The 14,200-nt window shown below is 57.8% G+C and carries 13 protein-coding genes; 7 read left to right on the top strand and 6 right to left on the bottom strand.

Going from position 1 to position 14,200, the window contains the following annotated elements:
• Nucleotides 1-2: 2 nt before the first annotated feature.
• Nucleotides 3-1,517, bottom strand: a complete 1,515-nt coding sequence (locus tag DD597_RS22210; RefSeq protein WP_003860238.1) for a sugar ABC transporter ATP-binding protein — start codon at nucleotides 1,515-1,517, stop codon at nucleotides 3-5.
• A gap of 182 nt (nucleotides 1,518-1,699) precedes the next feature.
• Here DD597_RS22210 and DD597_RS22205 point away from each other — a divergent pair, with 182 nt between their 5' ends.
• The 7 genes from DD597_RS22205 (at nucleotide 1,700) to yjdP (ending at nucleotide 10,545) form a co-directional block, all read left to right on the top strand.
• A complete protein-coding gene (locus tag DD597_RS22205) occupies nucleotides 1,700-3,979 on the top strand; it encodes a hybrid sensor histidine kinase/response regulator (RefSeq protein WP_058659671.1) in 2,280 nt (759 codons plus the stop codon).
• A 105-nt stretch (nucleotides 3,980-4,084) separates the two neighbouring features.
• The gene (locus tag DD597_RS22200; RefSeq protein WP_129256590.1) at nucleotides 4,085-6,424 is read left to right on the top strand and encodes a type VI secretion system Vgr family protein; all 2,340 of its coding nucleotides are present in this window, start codon (nucleotides 4,085-4,087) and stop codon (nucleotides 6,422-6,424) included.
• Between the two features lie 3 nt (nucleotides 6,425-6,427).
• Complete coding sequence (locus DD597_RS22195; RefSeq protein WP_063944867.1) at nucleotides 6,428-7,255, top strand: DUF4123 domain-containing protein; 828 nt, start codon at nucleotides 6,428-6,430, stop codon at nucleotides 7,253-7,255.
• 9 nt (nucleotides 7,256-7,264) lie between these two features.
• On the top strand, nucleotides 7,265-7,813 hold the full coding sequence (locus tag DD597_RS22190) for a hypothetical protein (RefSeq protein WP_063944866.1): 549 nt from the start codon (nucleotides 7,265-7,267) through the stop codon (nucleotides 7,811-7,813).
• A 15-nt stretch (nucleotides 7,814-7,828) separates the two neighbouring features.
• Nucleotides 7,829-8,347, top strand: a complete 519-nt coding sequence (locus tag DD597_RS22185; protein WP_021242928.1) for a DUF3304 domain-containing protein — start codon at nucleotides 7,829-7,831, stop codon at nucleotides 8,345-8,347.
• 3 nt (nucleotides 8,348-8,350) lie between these two features.
• On the top strand, nucleotides 8,351-10,135 hold the full coding sequence (locus DD597_RS22180; RefSeq protein WP_063944865.1) for a DUF2235 domain-containing protein: 1,785 nt from the start codon (nucleotides 8,351-8,353) through the stop codon (nucleotides 10,133-10,135).
• 95 nt (nucleotides 10,136-10,230) lie between these two features.
• Nucleotides 10,231-10,545 (top strand): DDRRRQL repeat protein YjdP, encoded by a 315-nt coding sequence (yjdP, locus tag DD597_RS22175; RefSeq protein ID WP_063944864.1) that lies wholly within the window; start codon nucleotides 10,231-10,233, stop codon nucleotides 10,543-10,545.
• 93 nt (nucleotides 10,546-10,638) lie between these two features.
• On the opposite strand, the gene phnP is transcribed toward yjdP, so the two are convergent.
• From phnP to phnL, 5 genes are read right to left on the bottom strand one after another with little or no spacing between them, the layout of a single operon-like run.
• Nucleotides 10,639-11,397 carry a phosphonate metabolism protein PhnP gene (gene phnP / locus DD597_RS22170; RefSeq protein WP_063944863.1) on the bottom strand — a complete coding sequence of 253 codons (759 nt, stop codon included), beginning with the start codon at nucleotides 11,395-11,397 and terminating at the stop codon, nucleotides 10,639-10,641.
• A gap of 9 nt (nucleotides 11,398-11,406) precedes the next feature.
• Nucleotides 11,407-11,841 carry an aminoalkylphosphonate N-acetyltransferase gene (gene phnO, locus DD597_RS22165; protein WP_045331392.1) on the bottom strand — a complete coding sequence of 145 codons (435 nt, stop codon included), beginning with the start codon at nucleotides 11,839-11,841 and terminating at the stop codon, nucleotides 11,407-11,409.
• Complete coding sequence (gene phnN, locus DD597_RS22160) at nucleotides 11,834-12,385, bottom strand: ribose 1,5-bisphosphokinase (RefSeq protein WP_114078760.1); 552 nt, start codon at nucleotides 12,383-12,385, stop codon at nucleotides 11,834-11,836. The genes phnO and phnN overlap by 8 nt, the downstream gene beginning before the upstream one ends.
• Complete coding sequence (gene phnM, locus DD597_RS22155) at nucleotides 12,382-13,518, bottom strand: alpha-D-ribose 1-methylphosphonate 5-triphosphate diphosphatase (protein ID WP_058652444.1); 1,137 nt, start codon at nucleotides 13,516-13,518, stop codon at nucleotides 12,382-12,384. Before phnM ends, phnN begins: the two co-directional genes overlap by 4 nt.
• The gene (phnL, locus tag DD597_RS22150) at nucleotides 13,515-14,195 is read right to left on the bottom strand and encodes a phosphonate C-P lyase system protein PhnL (RefSeq protein WP_003860227.1); all 681 of its coding nucleotides are present in this window, start codon (nucleotides 14,193-14,195) and stop codon (nucleotides 13,515-13,517) included. Before phnL ends, phnM begins: the two co-directional genes overlap by 4 nt.
• Between the last annotated feature and the right edge of the window lie 5 nt (nucleotides 14,196-14,200).

Genomic DNA, 14,200 nt, shown 5'->3' with positions numbered 1-14,200 from the left:
AATTACACCGCCTGATGATGTGTGTCGTTCACGCCGGTTGCCAGCGTCATGATGTTTTCCTGAGAGATGTCGCGCCCGTGCAGTTCACCCGCAATGCTGCCTTCCCGCATCACGTACACCCGGTCGCTCATTCCTACTACTTCCGGCAGCTCGCTGGAGATCATCAGGATCGCCACCCCTTTGCGCGCCATCTGGTTCATGATGCGGTAGATCTCGCTTTTTGCCCCGACGTCCACGCCGCGCGTGGGTTCGTCCAGAATCAGAATGCGCGGGCCTATCGCCACCCAGCGGGAGATCAGCAGTTTTTGCTGGTTGCCGCCGGAGAGCCCGCCTGCGCGCACCTGAGAATGCGGCACGCGGATATTGAGCAGGGCGATGGCGTCATCGGAAATAGACTGCGCTTTTTTGCGGTTTAGCCAGCCGAAGGTGGCGTCGCGCTCCAGCGTCGCCATGGTGATGTTCTCCTGCGCCGCCAGCTCCAGAAATAGCCCCTGCTCCTTGCGGTTCTCGGTGAGAAAACCGATGCCGTTCTCAATGGCCGCGCGCGGGGAGTGGATCACCACCGGTTCGCCGTCAACCTCGATCATGCCGCCGGTGGCTTTGCGCACGCCGAAGATCAGCTGCGCCAGCTCAGAACGCCCGGCGCCGACCAGCCCTGCCAGCCCGACGATTTCACCGGAGCGAACCTGCAAACTGCACGGCTGCACTTTTTTGCCATCCGTGAGGTGATGCACGTTCAGACGCGGGCTGCCGAGCGGAATATCGCGCTCTTTGTTGAACAGGTCGCTTAACGGACGACCCACCATCATGCGCACCAGCTCGGAGGCGTTGAGCTTGTCGCGCGTCAGGCTGCCGACGTATTGCCCGTCGCGTAGCACGCTGACGCGGTCAGAGAGTTCATACACTTCCGCCATGCGGTGGCTGATGTAGATAATCGCCATCCCTTCATCGCGCAGGCGCAAAATCAGTTCGAACAGACGGTGGGTTTCGCGTGAGGAGAGGGCGGCGGTAGGTTCGTCCATCACCAGAATGCGGCTGTTGCGGTGCAGCGCGCGGGCGATCTCCACCTGCTGTTGCTCGGCGATGGTCAGTTTCATGACCAGGTCGGTGGCGCTGAACTGCGCGCCCAGACGGTCAATGACCGCCTGGGCCTGGGCAGCCATCTCTTTGCGCTGGACCAGCCCGCCGCGCGACAGCTCGCTACCGAGAAAAATGTTTTCCGCCACGGTCAGGTTAGGAGCAAGCTGCATCTCCTGATAAATCAGGGTAATGCCTGCGGCCAGCGCATCCTTCGGCCCTTTGATGTGAAACGGCTGACCGTCGATGAGGATGTCGCCGCTGCTGGCGGTATAGGCGCCTGCGAGGATCTTCATCAGCGTGCTCTTTCCGGCGCCGTTTTCCCCCATCAGCGCGTGGATCTCACCGGGGAAAACCGTCAAATCCACGCCCTTGAGCGCGTGGAAATTGCCAAAGGTTTTGGCAATGTGGCGCATCTCTAAAACCGGGGTTCTGCTCATGGCGGATCTCCTGTGAATGTCGATATCTGCACTTCATCACAGGCGCGTAAATGCAAAATGTCAGAAGCTGTTCATATTTGTCATAGTTATGAATAGCTAATCGCCATCACATTTTCCTTTTCCCTCTCCCTGTGGGAAGAGGGCCAGGGTGAGGGCACCAAACCGCAGAGGAGCCCAAACCCATGCCATCACGCCCCCCGTTCTTCACCAGCGCCCGCGGTCGCCTGCTGATATTTAACCTGCTGGTGGTGGCGGTAACGCTGATGGTCAGCGGCGTGGCGGTGCTCGGCTTTCGTCATGCCAGCCAGATCCAGGAGCAGGTGCAGCAGCAAACGCTGGATGACATGACCGGCAGCATGAACCTCGCGCGCGACACGGCCAATGTGGCAACGGCGGCGGTGCGGCTGTCGCAGGTGGTCGGTGCGCTGGAGTACAAAGGCGAAGCTGAGCGGCTTAAACAGACGCAAATGGCGCTGCGCCACTCGCTGGAGCAGCTTGCCGATGCGCCGCTGGCGCAGCAGGAGCCGGCGCTGGTGACGCGTATTATTCGCAGGAGCAATGAGTTACAGCAGAGCGTGACGGGAATGCTGGAGCGCGGGCAAAAACGGCATCTGGAGCGTAACGCGCTGCTCAGCGCGCTGTATCAAAGCCAAAGCTACCTGCGTCATTTGCAGGATATCAACCGTCGTTACGCGAGCAATGTGCCAGACGCCCGGCAGCTTGCAGAGATGGACAGGCTGATCGTTGCCGCCATTGATACCCCTTCACCGCGCGCCACGGTGCAGCAGCTGGATGCAGTAACCGCGATGTTACCCGCGAGCGCCCTGCAACCGGTGGTCAACCTGGTGCTCCCGGATTTTAATGATGAGCTGCGCAAGCTCGCGCCACTGTCGAAGCAGCTGGAAGAGAGCGATCTGTCCATCAGCTGGTACATGTTCCACATCAAGGCGCTGGTAGCGATATTAAACCGCGACATCAATCAGTACGTTGAACAGGTGGCGCAGGCCTCCCGGCTGCGTACCGCCCAAAGTCACCAGGAGCTGCGCTCCATCAGCGTGTTTATCAGCGTTTTCGCGGTGCTGGCGCTGATCATCACCGGCTGCGCCTGCTGGTATATTTATCGCAATCTGGGCTCCAACCTGACGGCTATCTCAAGGGCAATGTCGCGTCTCGCTCACGGAGAGCAGAATGTGTCGGTGCCCGCACTACAGCGGCGTGATGAGCTGGGGGAACTGGCGCGCGCGTTTAACGTTTTTGCACGCAATACCGCTTCGCTGGAGCACACCACGCGGCTGCTTAAGGAGAAGACCTCGCAGATGGAGGTCGACCGCATCGAACGTCAGGGGCTGGAGGAGGCGCTGCTGCACAGCCAGAAAATGAAGGCGGTCGGGCAACTGACGGGCGGTCTGGCGCATGATTTTAATAACCTGCTGGCGGTGATTATCGGCAGTCTGGAGCTGACCGATTCAGCGTCACCGGACGCGCCGCGCATCACTCGTGCGCTCAAAGCCGCGGAACGCGGGGCCATGCTCACCCAGCGTCTGCTGGCCTTCTCGCGCAAGCAATCCCTGCAACCCCATGCGGTAGAGATGAAGCCGCTGCTGGAGAACCTGAGCGAGCTGATGCGGCACTCCCTTCCCGCCACGCTGACGCTGGATATTGAAGCGCAAACCCCGGCCTGGCCCGCATGGATTGACGTCAGCCAGCTGGAAAACGCCATTATCAACCTGGTGATGAACGCCCGTGATGCAATGGAGGGGCAAAACGGTGTGATTAAAATCCGCACCTGGAACCAGCGTGTGACCCGCAGCGACGGGCGCAGGCAGGATATGGTCGCGCTGGAGGTGATTGACCACGGCTGTGGGATGTCGCAGGAGGTGAAATCGCAGGTCTTTGAACCGTTCTTCACCACCAAACAGACCGGCAGCGGCAGCGGATTAGGGCTGTCGATGGTGTACGGCTTTGTGCGTCAGTCCGGGGGGCGCGTTGAGATCGAAAGCGCGCCGGGGCAGGGAACCACCGTGCGGCTCCAGCTGCCGCGCTCGACGCTGCCCGCGTTCTCCAATGATGCCGCGCTGGCGACCACGGCCCCGACAGAAAGTGAGCTGCTTGTGCTGGTCCTGGAAGATGAGGCGGGCGTGCGGCAGACCCTGTGTGAGCAACTGCACCAGCTTGGCTACCTGACGCTCGAAGCCGAAAACGGCGAGCAGGCGCTGAACATGCTGGACGCATCACCGGATATCGGCATGTTTATCAGCGACCTGATGCTGCCGGGCGGCCTGAGCGGTGCGGAGGTGATCGGCCATGTACGCAGCCACTATCCGCAGTTGCCGGTGCTGCTGATCAGCGGGCAGGATTTGCGCCCGGCGCATAACCCACAGCTGCCGGACGTTCAGTTACTGCGAAAACCGTTCACCCGCGCACAGCTGGCGCAGGCGCTGCGGAAGGTGATGGTAATTTGAGATTGCCCATTCTTTTCAGAATTTAACACCTGTTTCAGCTATTTACAGTGCTGTTTCGCCATGTAACCATCCTCGCTTAACCTCATTTTAAACAAGGTCTTTGTTATGGATAACTGGCTGGCGCTCTTCGACGGACAGACCCGTTACACCCTGGACATTACGGACTCCCGCGTCACGCCCGACGTGCTGCGTTTTAAGGGCCGCGAGGCGCTCAGCGAGCCCTTCCGATGGACCATCGACTTCACCACACCGCAGGATAACCTCACCCCCGAAGAGGTACTGATGAAGTACGCCACCCTGCGCATGCGCAGCGGGAAGGCAGTGCACGGCATCATCACCCGTCTGGAGTGGCTTTCCACCACTGCCGACCAGTCGCATTACCAGGTGGAGCTGAGCTCCCGTCTGGCGCTGCTCAGCCGCACCCGCCAGTGCCGCATTTTCCAGAACCAGTCCGTGCCGGAGGTGGTGGAACAGGTGCTGCGCAGACACGGGCTGGATGGGCCGGACTTTGAGTTTCGTCTGGAGCGCAGCTATCCGGCGCGTGAACTTATCACCCAGTGGCGGGAGACGGATTTACAGTTTATCCAGCGCATTCTGTCAGAGGTGGGGATTTACTGGCGCACGGAGATGGACGACGTGCGCGGTCTGGATACGTACATATTTGCCGACAGCCAGCTTAACTACCGGTTTGATGTGCGCCTGCCTTACCGTGAGCCATCGGGGCTGTTCGACGGTGCGGCAGAATCGGTCTGGGATGTGCGGACCTGGCACAGGGTAGTCACCGGCACCGTCGCCACACGGGATTACAACTACCGGACAGCCACCACGCCGATGGATGCGACGGTCAGCGTGCGTCATGATGGGGTCACCACCGGGGAGCATTACCGCTACGCCGCGCCTTACCGTGAGGCGGGTAATGACACCAGCCCGGAGCCGGAAACCGAATCCGGGGCCTTTTATGCCCGCATCCACCACGAGCGGGAACTCATCAAATCAGCCCGCATTCACCTGTTCAGCAATGCTGCCCACCTCACGCCCGGGCAGGTGCTGGAGCCGCAGGGCGATGTCATTGATGCCCTGAAAGAGGGTGTTGTCCTCACGCTTGTGACCTTCCGGGGGGCCCGTGATTCCCGCCTGCACGTGTCGGTGTGGGGCATGCCTTACACCGAACGGTACTGTTTCCGCCCTGCGGACATCCCGCGTCCGGAAATCCACGGCACGCTTCCGGCCCGGGTCGAGAGCCGGGAGAAAAATGATATTTACGCTCACCTTGACGAGCAGGGCCGCTACCGGGTGAAGCTCGACTTCGACCGGGAGGGGACGGAAGCCGGTTACAGCTACCTGTGGCTGCGGATGGCGAAACCGTATGCCGGTGACACGCTGGGCTGGCACACGCCGCTCACCGACGGGACCGAAGTGGCGATAGCATACAGCAACGGTGATATTGACCTGCCGTATATCTCTCACGCCCTGCACGACTCCAGACACCCCGACCCCGTGACCCGCGACAACCACACCCGCAACGTGCTGCGCACTCCGGCGAACAACAAGCTGCGGATGGAGGATAAGCGCGGGGAGGAGCATGTCAAACTCGCCACGGAATACGGCAAAACGCAGCTGAACAGCGGGCATCTGGTGGACGCGCAGGAGCAGCCCCGGGGCAAAGGATTTGAACTCCGGACCGATGAACACGGCGTCATTCGCGTCGCAAAGGGGCTGTTTGTCACTGCGGACGGGCAGCAGAAGGCCGCAGGCGGGGTGCTGGACATGAGCACGGCACTCAGGGAAATCGACGTCTGCCTGAAACAGCTTCAGCAGCTGGAGATGGCGGCAGAGCAGGCGCAGGCGCTGAAGGCGGATATCGACAGCCAGATACAGATGTTTGAGCAGCGGCTGAAACCGCTCAATGAAGCCGTGCTGTTCTCGGCCCCGGCAGGGATGGCGCTGACCAGCGGTGAGCACCTGCAAATGGCAGCCACAAAAAACGTTGCCATTAACGCCGGGGGCGATATCAGCGCCGGAGCAATGGGCAATGCGACCCTGCTTACCGGGGAGAAACTGGGGCTCTTTGCCCGCACCGGTCAACTGAGCCTGAAATCCGGCGAAGGGCCAATCGATGTCCAGGCGCAAAATGCGAACATGCGGTTGTTTGCGGAGAGAAAGCTGACGCTGAGCTCAGCAAGTGACATCTCGTTTGCCGGGAAAAAGCGCATCACGCTGATTGGCGGCGGGAGCTACCTGCGGCTTGAGGCCGGGAAGATTGAGTACGGTACGACAGCGACGTACCTGCGGAGAACAAAGAGAACAATGGCGGCGGCCCCGGCCACCATGCCATTACCTATTCCATTGCTTCCCGGTCAGTATCTACCGCTTAACGGAACAATTTGCATCGAGTGCCTCCTCAATGCCATCAAAGCCAATGACGCTATTGTCCAGGGAGCGTAGAAAATGAATGCCACAAATATGATCCAGGCGTTACCGGAATCGAAAAACGCACATTTATTTCTGTTACTGGAAGGTGGGGCGCAAACAACAGAATCTTTTCAGGCTTTTTATAACGAAAACGCAGCAGTTATGTATTCGTTGTATCTTCATCCACAACTTACCGAAGCCAGAGATTATGGTCCCTGGTTGTTTGCAATAAGGGATAAAGAGGAGTTAACGGCCCGTATTACCTCAACGCCGGGGTTAACTGCTGTTATCGCCTCTTCACGATCCGCAGGGGCGTTAGCCGTTCAGCTTTCTGCGGCCTGCACAATGATTTCTCCGGAAGGAGCAGCGACTTTAGTGCGTTTTTATATGCATGATGTCATTCGTCTGCTGGCGGGCCTGAACGAACGTGAGTGGCATAGCCTATTATTCAGGGAGATTTCTCAGTGGTGGGCACCTGGTGAAAACGAATGGCAGCAGATGCACATTCCCGCTTCAACAGCAATCAATGCCAGAGACAGTGCCATACGGCTAAATCATGAAGAATGGCAACACATCACGGATAAACCTGTTGTCTCCGTAGTGTTAGCCGCGTGGCAGAAAATGCCATCCAGCCAGCATTTTCCCGCCTGTGCTCAACGTGACATGGTTATAAAAGCACTGAATAAGGCCAGAGAGGCGAAAATGAAAGCGGGTACAGAGCAAAAACTTTATGCTCTTTATCATCTTAATGGCGGAAAAAAGAACCTGGAGTCAGATGATATTCAGGCTGCACTCGAAAAAGTGGTTCAGGGAAAAGTATCGCTGGAATATGTGTTATTCAAACATGCGCAATCTCAGGGATGAAAATACAGAATGGGATTCTTCAGGACGTATAAGAAAATAGACGGTGCGGTTAACCGGGGTTATGCCCGCTGGGGAAAAGGGCTCTGGGGGGCATTGTTACTGCCGGTGGTGATTTATCTTGGCTGGTCGGTATGGGCGGCTGTCTGGGGGCCGCCGTCAGGGCCAGTGACGCTGATTATTCACAGCGAACTCGACAGGCCCATTTTAGAGTTTAGCGTGAATGGCATGGCAGGGGGGAATGCGTTCGCGCGTGATAAAAGCAATCCGTACGGGACCGGTCCTGGTAAATCAACTTGCTGCGGAAGCATCAGCGGGGATAAGGCAGAAATTATCTGGACGCTCAGTACCACAAGAGCCCAATACAATGCAGGGCTTCGTAAAGAGACTCGCAAGCTAACAACTCTTTTGCCAAAACGTGAGTGGGGCGAAAACTATCTCCATACCTATTTCCTGCCGGGTGACAAAGTCTATTTATGGTGGAGCACAGGTTTTAACAGTCCCACGGCTGACGATATTGCAGCCCGGGTGGAGCAAAAACGTCGGCAGAATATGCACTGATTTTAAGGGATTAAAATGGGATTTTTTAAAACGTTCGATAAAGTTGACGGTGCGGTGAACCGGGGTTATGCCCGCTGGGGAAAATGGCTCTGGGGTGTGTTGCTATTGCCGGTGGTGATTTACCTTGGCTGGTCGGTGTGGGCTGCTATCTGGGGGCCGCCGTCAGGGCCAGTGACGCTGATTATTCACAACGAAATTGACAGGCCCATTTTAGAGTTTAGCGTAAACGGCGTGGCAGGTGCGAATGCATTTGCTTATGGCGGCGGTGGGGCTACCTGCTGCGGCAGCATCAGCGGGGATAAAGCAGAAATTATCTGGACGCTGGATATCACGCATGAGCAATATCTTAAAGGTATGAGATTAGAAACACGCCGCACGGTAATGACTATGCCTGCACGCCAGTGGGGCGAAAACTATCTCCATGTTTATTTCCTGCCTGAAGAAACTGTCCGGTTATGGTGGAGCACTGGATTTAATCATCCGGACTCTCACGATATTAATGACCAAACTACAGAATTAAAAAAAGGAAAATAACATATGGATATCGAAAGTCTCATCGCCGCGGCAAACCGGGCCCAGCAGGCGGAAGATGCTGATTTAGGTAACTGTTCACGGATATGGCATGTGGGCTTCTTTTTTGATGGGATTCATCGCAATATAGAAAAGGATACACCAGAACATCGCCTCAGCAATATTGCTCGCTTGTATAGAGCATTCCCAAGCATACAGCAAAACACTCCTCGAGAAAGTTATGATGCATTTTATATTTCAGGATTAGGGACCCCTTTTAGGGAAACTATCGCCGAAAAACTTCATACCATCATGGACAGCGGTCTGGGCAGCATAACGGATGATATAACAGGCCAGCCCGGTGAAATGGCCAAAGAAGCGGGTATGGATTTTATAAAAGGCGACAACTGGTACGAGGTTTTAAAAAATCAGGGAAAGAAACTTCTTAACCCGACGGAATGGAAAAACCTGGCCTTTGATACGGCTAAAAATGCTGTTAAAAAAGTTAGTATCGAATCAACGCCCTGGCTGCGTGATAATCCTACGGTAGCCGATATGCTGGTAACAGGCGTCGATACCCGTATCACCTCCACAAAGCTAACGTTTCAAGAAGGCTACAAAGAAGCTATTAAAAAAAGCCCGGTTCCCATCAGGCTCATCTCTGTTTCACTGTTCGGTTTTGATCTCGGCGCTACCCTGGCACGTAAATTCCTGGACAGTCTGCTGAAAGATATCTGTAAGAAACAGGGCGATAAATACACTTACCAGGGCATACCGGTCGATATTGTCTTTACCGGGTTGTTTGACTGCTCGCGGCGTACATCTGCCAGCAACAACAACGGCGTGGATTACTTTATCTCTGCGTTCGGCGGTCCGGTAAAAGGGATCAGCGTATTACTGGGGGATAAATCTATCGACCAGGATACCTCACTGCCAGAAGCGGTAAAGAAAAGCCTGCATCTGGTTGCCGCCCATGAAACCCGCGTCTGGCGCTGCTTGTACCGCACCGGCAGTAATCCAGCGCATAAGGAAGAACTCTATCCCGGGTGCGCGGAGGATATCGGCGGGGGGCTGAAACCGGACGAACAGAAACCGAGTGCGGAACTCTGCCGGGTGGCGCTGCACAGAATGTACCGTGAGGCGACCATGGCGGGCGTGCCTTTCCCTTATTTTCAGATGCTTGATAAAACAGATACGGATGTAGCTGCTTATTTCATCGTCCAGGACAACGTCAAAAATCAGTCCGTTCTTCAGTGGGCAAAGGCGTACCAGAGCGCATTGCCGCTTACGTCAGTAAACACGGCAAACCAGAACCGTCATCTGGACAGCTATATCGACTGGCTGGGCCGTCAATACTATCAGTACCGCACGGAATGCATGAAATATGAAAAGCAGCGCGGCGATACGCTGGCCTCTGCTGGGGCATCTGCGGGGTTTGCTGGCATTACGCAGGAGGCGAAAAACAGAGCCGGAGAGTACGCCAGTGAACTCAGCGTGTTACAACAGCACTGGGGATGGCTCGACGACGTGAAGGATGCAGCAATCAAAATGCGAAACAGTATGGAACAAAACCCGGCGGACAGGCGCAGAGAAATTGTACCTGAGGTGTATGACTCAGCGTTGCGGCGCGCGAAGCGGTTTCTCGACTATTTCCACGCGGCGAATCTCGGCAAACCGCAGCCGTTTCCCCTCGACGCTGTGCCGCCAGAAATCTATGCGTGGTTTGTGCACGATCTGCAAACGGTGGAAAAAGGGGCGGGTATCTCGCAGAACTTTTTCGTGGTTCGCTCAATGGAAATGCCTGAGGTCTGATGGCGCGCGCGGAACAGAATTGAGATTCCTCCACTACTCCGACCTATCGCCGTTCATTACCGTAAAGCCAGCTCAACCGCTGCGAGACTGGCTTTATGAAACGTTACTCTACCGCTCTGTTATTTGGCCTGCTGACGCTGACCGGCCAGGTTCATGCCGATGTGATTGATGATGCCATTGGCAACATTCAGCAGGCGATTAACGACGCCTATAACCCTGGCAGCAGCCGTAGTGATGATGATGATCGGTATGACGATCGTCGCCGTACGGACAGCCGCCAGTATGACGATCGCCGCAGGCAGCTCGAGGACAGACGCCGTCGCCTGGATGAACGTCAGCGCCAGCTCGACGACGATCGGCGGCAGTTAGAGGAAGATGAGCGGCGGTTAGAGGATGATTACGATAGGTGATACCGTGCGGCCTGATGCCCTCACCCCGGCCCTCTCCCACAGGGAGAGGGAGAAAATCCGTTCCGGCGCTCTCCCACGGGGAGAGAGAGAAAGCTAGTCCAGCGCCAGCACCATCCCGTCATAGCCCGCTTCAAACCCTTCCGGTAGCGGGTTATCCATCATCCAGACGTCAAACTGATGGCTGATATGCGTCAGGATCACCTGCGGGCAACCAATCACCTTGTTCAGGGCGATGACCGTGTTGAGATCGCAATGGTTGCGCGGCGTTTCGGCGCGTGGTTCATGACTACAGTCGATGATCATCGCCTGTGGCCGGTTGTTGATCAGGAACTTGACCGTTTTCTCCGGCAGACCGGCGGTGTCGGACAGCCACGCCACGCGGCTGTGAGCGCTTTCCAGCAGGTAGCCAAAGGTCAGCTTTGAGTGGTTAAGCGGCAGCGGCGTGACACGCAGACCCTGAAGTTCGAAGACGACAAAGGGCTCGACCCTATGGCTGAAATCGAGAATGCCGGGGTGTTTGAACAGATCATCGCAGCCCGCCTCGTCAGGCGGACCGTACACCGGGATTGTCGCGCCCACGCCCCAGCGCAGGGGAAACAATCCCTGAACATGATCCATATGGTAATGCGTCAGTAAAAACTGCTGGAAGCTGCCAGCCGGCCAGTCGTCCATCAGGTGTGGAATGCCCGCATCCAGCAGGGTCACCGCGTCATTGAATTTGACCGCCGCGCTGCAGGAACGACGACGGTGATTTTCCTGCAACCGCGCCCGGCGGCAGGCCGGGCAGTCGCAGCCAAACACCGGCACCAGCTGCGCCCCTCCGGTTCCTGTCAGCGTGATCGTTAGACTCATAACGCCCCTCTACAGCGGTTTGGTGAAGCGGAAATGGCTTTGCGTATACCCTTCACGAACATAAAAACGGTGCGCGTCCACGCGCTTCACGCTGGTGGAAAGCTCGGTCAGCTCGGCGCCTGCCTGCCGTGCGACGTCCTCTGCCCAGGCCAGCAGCTGGCTGCCCACTTTTAATCCGCGCGCCTGCGGCATCACCACCAGTTCCTGGATCTCGCCGATCCAGCGGGCGTGGTGCAGGTGAAACTGCATATGCAGGCCGATCATCCCGATGATCTGCCCGTCCAGCTCGGCCAGCTGGTAGCGCATATTGTGATCCCGCAAGTTGGCCAGATACCCGGCGTGAAACGCCTGATGATCGAACTCGGCCTGCTTAAGTTCGCAGATCAGCGCGTAAACGATCGGCGCATCGTCGGCGGTGGCGGGGCGAAGCTGGCAGTCAGGCATGCTGTTTCTCCTTCTGGCGAATAAGCGATAGAAAGGTCTCGACTGACTGTAGCAAACTTCCGTCGTTATTGAGGAGATGGCAACCCGACGGGGTGTAACGCGCCGCCCGTTCCAGCCGCTGGTCGATCTCGCGCGCGTTTTCGCGCCCCCGCTTTTGCAGCCGGCTACGCAGAACGTCCGGGGAAACCTGCAAACAGACCGGGAGCAGCGCCGCTTCGTACCGGGCGCGAGCCTGCGGGAGATGCGCCCGCGAGCCGTTGACCAGTACGTCGAACCCCGCATGCAGCCAGAGGTCGATCTCGATGCCGACGCCGTAATAAAAGCCGTTCGCGTGCCAGCTCAGCGCCAGCAGGTTTTGCCCGGCGCGGGTAAAAAACTCCTGCTCGCTCAGGGCGATATGGTTTTCACTCCCGGCGTTTGCCGCGCGGGTAATGTAACGGTGCGCTACCAGCAGCTGTGAATGTTCCCGCTGCCGTAACGCCGACAGCAGGCTGTCCTTCCCCGAGCCGGACGGGCCCATTAACCAGATGAGTCTTCCCATCAGAACACCCTTTTTCCCTGACGCCAGACGTGGTCGATATGAACGTGCTCGCCCTTGCGGTGCGCCAGCACCAGGTCTGCCCGTTTGCCTTCGGCAATCTCACCGCGATCGTGAAGGTTGAGCGCGCTGGCCGGGTTTTTTGTCACCAGGCGAATCGCCTGTGGCAGCGTGAAGCTGTTGCCCTCGTCGTCCGCCACCCGGAACGCCGCGTCCAGCAGGCTGGCGGGGTAATAGTCAGAGGAGAGGATATCCAGCAGGCCGAGCGAGGCGAGCTTGCTTGCCGCCACGTTGCCGGAGTGCGACCCGCCGCGTACGATGTTCGGCGCGCCCATCAGGACGTTCATGCCATGCTTACGCGATGCTTCTGCCGCCTCGAACGTGGTGGGAAATTCGGCGATCACGCTCCCAAGCTGGTGGGATTCGCGCACGTGATCGTGCGTGGCGTCATCATGGCTGGCCAGGGCAATATTACGGTCCCGGCACATAGCGGCAATGGAGAGGCGATTCGGCTGCGACCACTGGGCCGCCAGCGCCAGCTGCTCTTCTTCGTAGCGCGCCATCTCCGCGTCGTTGAGCGAATATTTGCCTTGATAGTATTCGCGATACTTTTCAATGTTGGCGAACTGGCGCTGTCCCGGCGAGTGATCCATCAGGGAAACCAGCGAGACCGGCTCGCGGCCCACCAGCTTCTCAAACAGCGGCAGGGTGGTGTGGTGCGGCAGCTCGCAGCGCAGGTGCAGGCGGTGCTCGGCGCGGTTGAGGCCGCGCTTTTGCGTCTCCTCCACGGCGTTGATCATCTTCTCCAGGTTCTCCAGGCGATCGCCGCCGTCGCGCACGTCGCCGATCGCCACCGCGTCCAGCACCGTGGTGATGCCGCTGGCGACCATCAGCGCGTCGTGGCTGCTCATCGCTGAATGCGCAGGCCAGTCCACCTTCGGGCGCGGGGTGAAGAATTTATCGAGATTATCGGTATGCAGCTCAATCAGCCCCGGTAGCAGCCAGCCGCCTTCGCCGTCCATCGCGTCCGGTGAGCGGCTCTGGGTTTCGGCAAAGGCGCGGATGACACCGTCCCGCACCTCAACCGAGCCGTTCACGACCTCATTTTCCAGCACCAGCCTGACATTATTGATAATCATACGTTTGTCCCCATCGGGTGCAGTCTGTCCGCCACGCGATGGCGTACGGCGTCGTCGTGGAAGATCCCGACGATCGCCGCGCCGCGCGCTTTGGCCTGTTCGATCAGTTCTATCACCGCTGCGCTGTTTTTACTGTCGAGCGAGGCGGTGGGTTCATCCAGGAGTAAAATCGGGTAATCGACGATAAAGCCACGGGCGATGTTGACGCGCTGCTGCTCGCCGCCGGAAAAGGTCGACGGGGCGAGGTGCCACAGACGCTCCGGTACGTTGAGACGCGTCAGCAGGCTGGCGGCTTTAGCGGCGCAGGTTTCGCGCGGCACGCCGAGATCCAGCAGAGGCTGCATGACCACGTCCAGGGCGGAGATCCGCGGGATCACCCGCAGGAACTGGCTGACCCAGCCGATCGTCGAGCGGCGTACTTCCAGCACTTTGCGCGCGGGAGCCTGGACCAGATCAACCCATTCATTGTTATGGCGGATATGGATATGGCCTTCGTCCGGCAGATAATTGGCGTACAGGGAGCGCAGCAGGGTGGATTTTCCGCTGCCGGAATGGCCATGCAGCACCACGCATTCGCCGTTGCTGACCTCTAATGAGGCATTTTGCAGTACCGGCAGGCGGACACCGTTTTGCTGGTGGAGCACAAAGGTTTTACTGACATTTTCAACGTGGATCATGTTGG

This window comes from Enterobacter cloacae complex sp. 677-3DZ2D5B (genome assembly GCF_004136695.1).
Taxonomy (GTDB): domain Bacteria; phylum Pseudomonadota; class Gammaproteobacteria; order Enterobacterales; family Enterobacteriaceae; genus Enterobacter; species Enterobacter hormaechei_C.
Note: the sequence above shows the minus strand (reverse complement) of the source record. Positions and strands in the feature narration are given on the sequence as shown.

Bases quoted from the DNA above. Each gene is read 5' to 3' on its own strand.
- DD597_RS22210 (WP_003860238.1), bottom strand. From the start codon at position 1,517: ATGAGCAGAACCCCGGTTTTAGAGATGCGCCACATTGCCAAAACCTTT.
- DD597_RS22205 (WP_058659671.1), top strand. From the start codon at position 1,700: ATGCCATCACGCCCCCCGTTCTTCACCAGCGCCCGCGGTCGCCTGCTG.
- DD597_RS22200 (WP_129256590.1), top strand. From the start codon at position 4,085: ATGGATAACTGGCTGGCGCTCTTCGACGGACAGACCCGTTACACCCTG.
- DD597_RS22195 (WP_063944867.1), top strand. From the start codon at position 6,428: ATGAATGCCACAAATATGATCCAGGCGTTACCGGAATCGAAAAACGCA.
- DD597_RS22190 (WP_063944866.1), top strand. From the start codon at position 7,265: ATGGGATTCTTCAGGACGTATAAGAAAATAGACGGTGCGGTTAACCGG.
- DD597_RS22185 (WP_021242928.1), top strand. From the start codon at position 7,829: ATGGGATTTTTTAAAACGTTCGATAAAGTTGACGGTGCGGTGAACCGG.
- DD597_RS22180 (WP_063944865.1), top strand. From the start codon at position 8,351: ATGGATATCGAAAGTCTCATCGCCGCGGCAAACCGGGCCCAGCAGGCG.
- yjdP (WP_063944864.1), top strand. From the start codon at position 10,231: ATGAAACGTTACTCTACCGCTCTGTTATTTGGCCTGCTGACGCTGACC.
- phnP (WP_063944863.1), bottom strand. From the start codon at position 11,397: ATGAGTCTAACGATCACGCTGACAGGAACCGGAGGGGCGCAGCTGGTG.
- phnO (WP_045331392.1), bottom strand. From the start codon at position 11,841: ATGCCTGACTGCCAGCTTCGCCCCGCCACCGCCGACGATGCGCCGATC.
- phnM (WP_058652444.1), bottom strand. From the start codon at position 13,518: ATGATTATCAATAATGTCAGGCTGGTGCTGGAAAATGAGGTCGTGAAC.
- phnL (WP_003860227.1), bottom strand. From the start codon at position 14,195: ATGATCCACGTTGAAAATGTCAGTAAAACCTTTGTGCTCCACCAGCAA.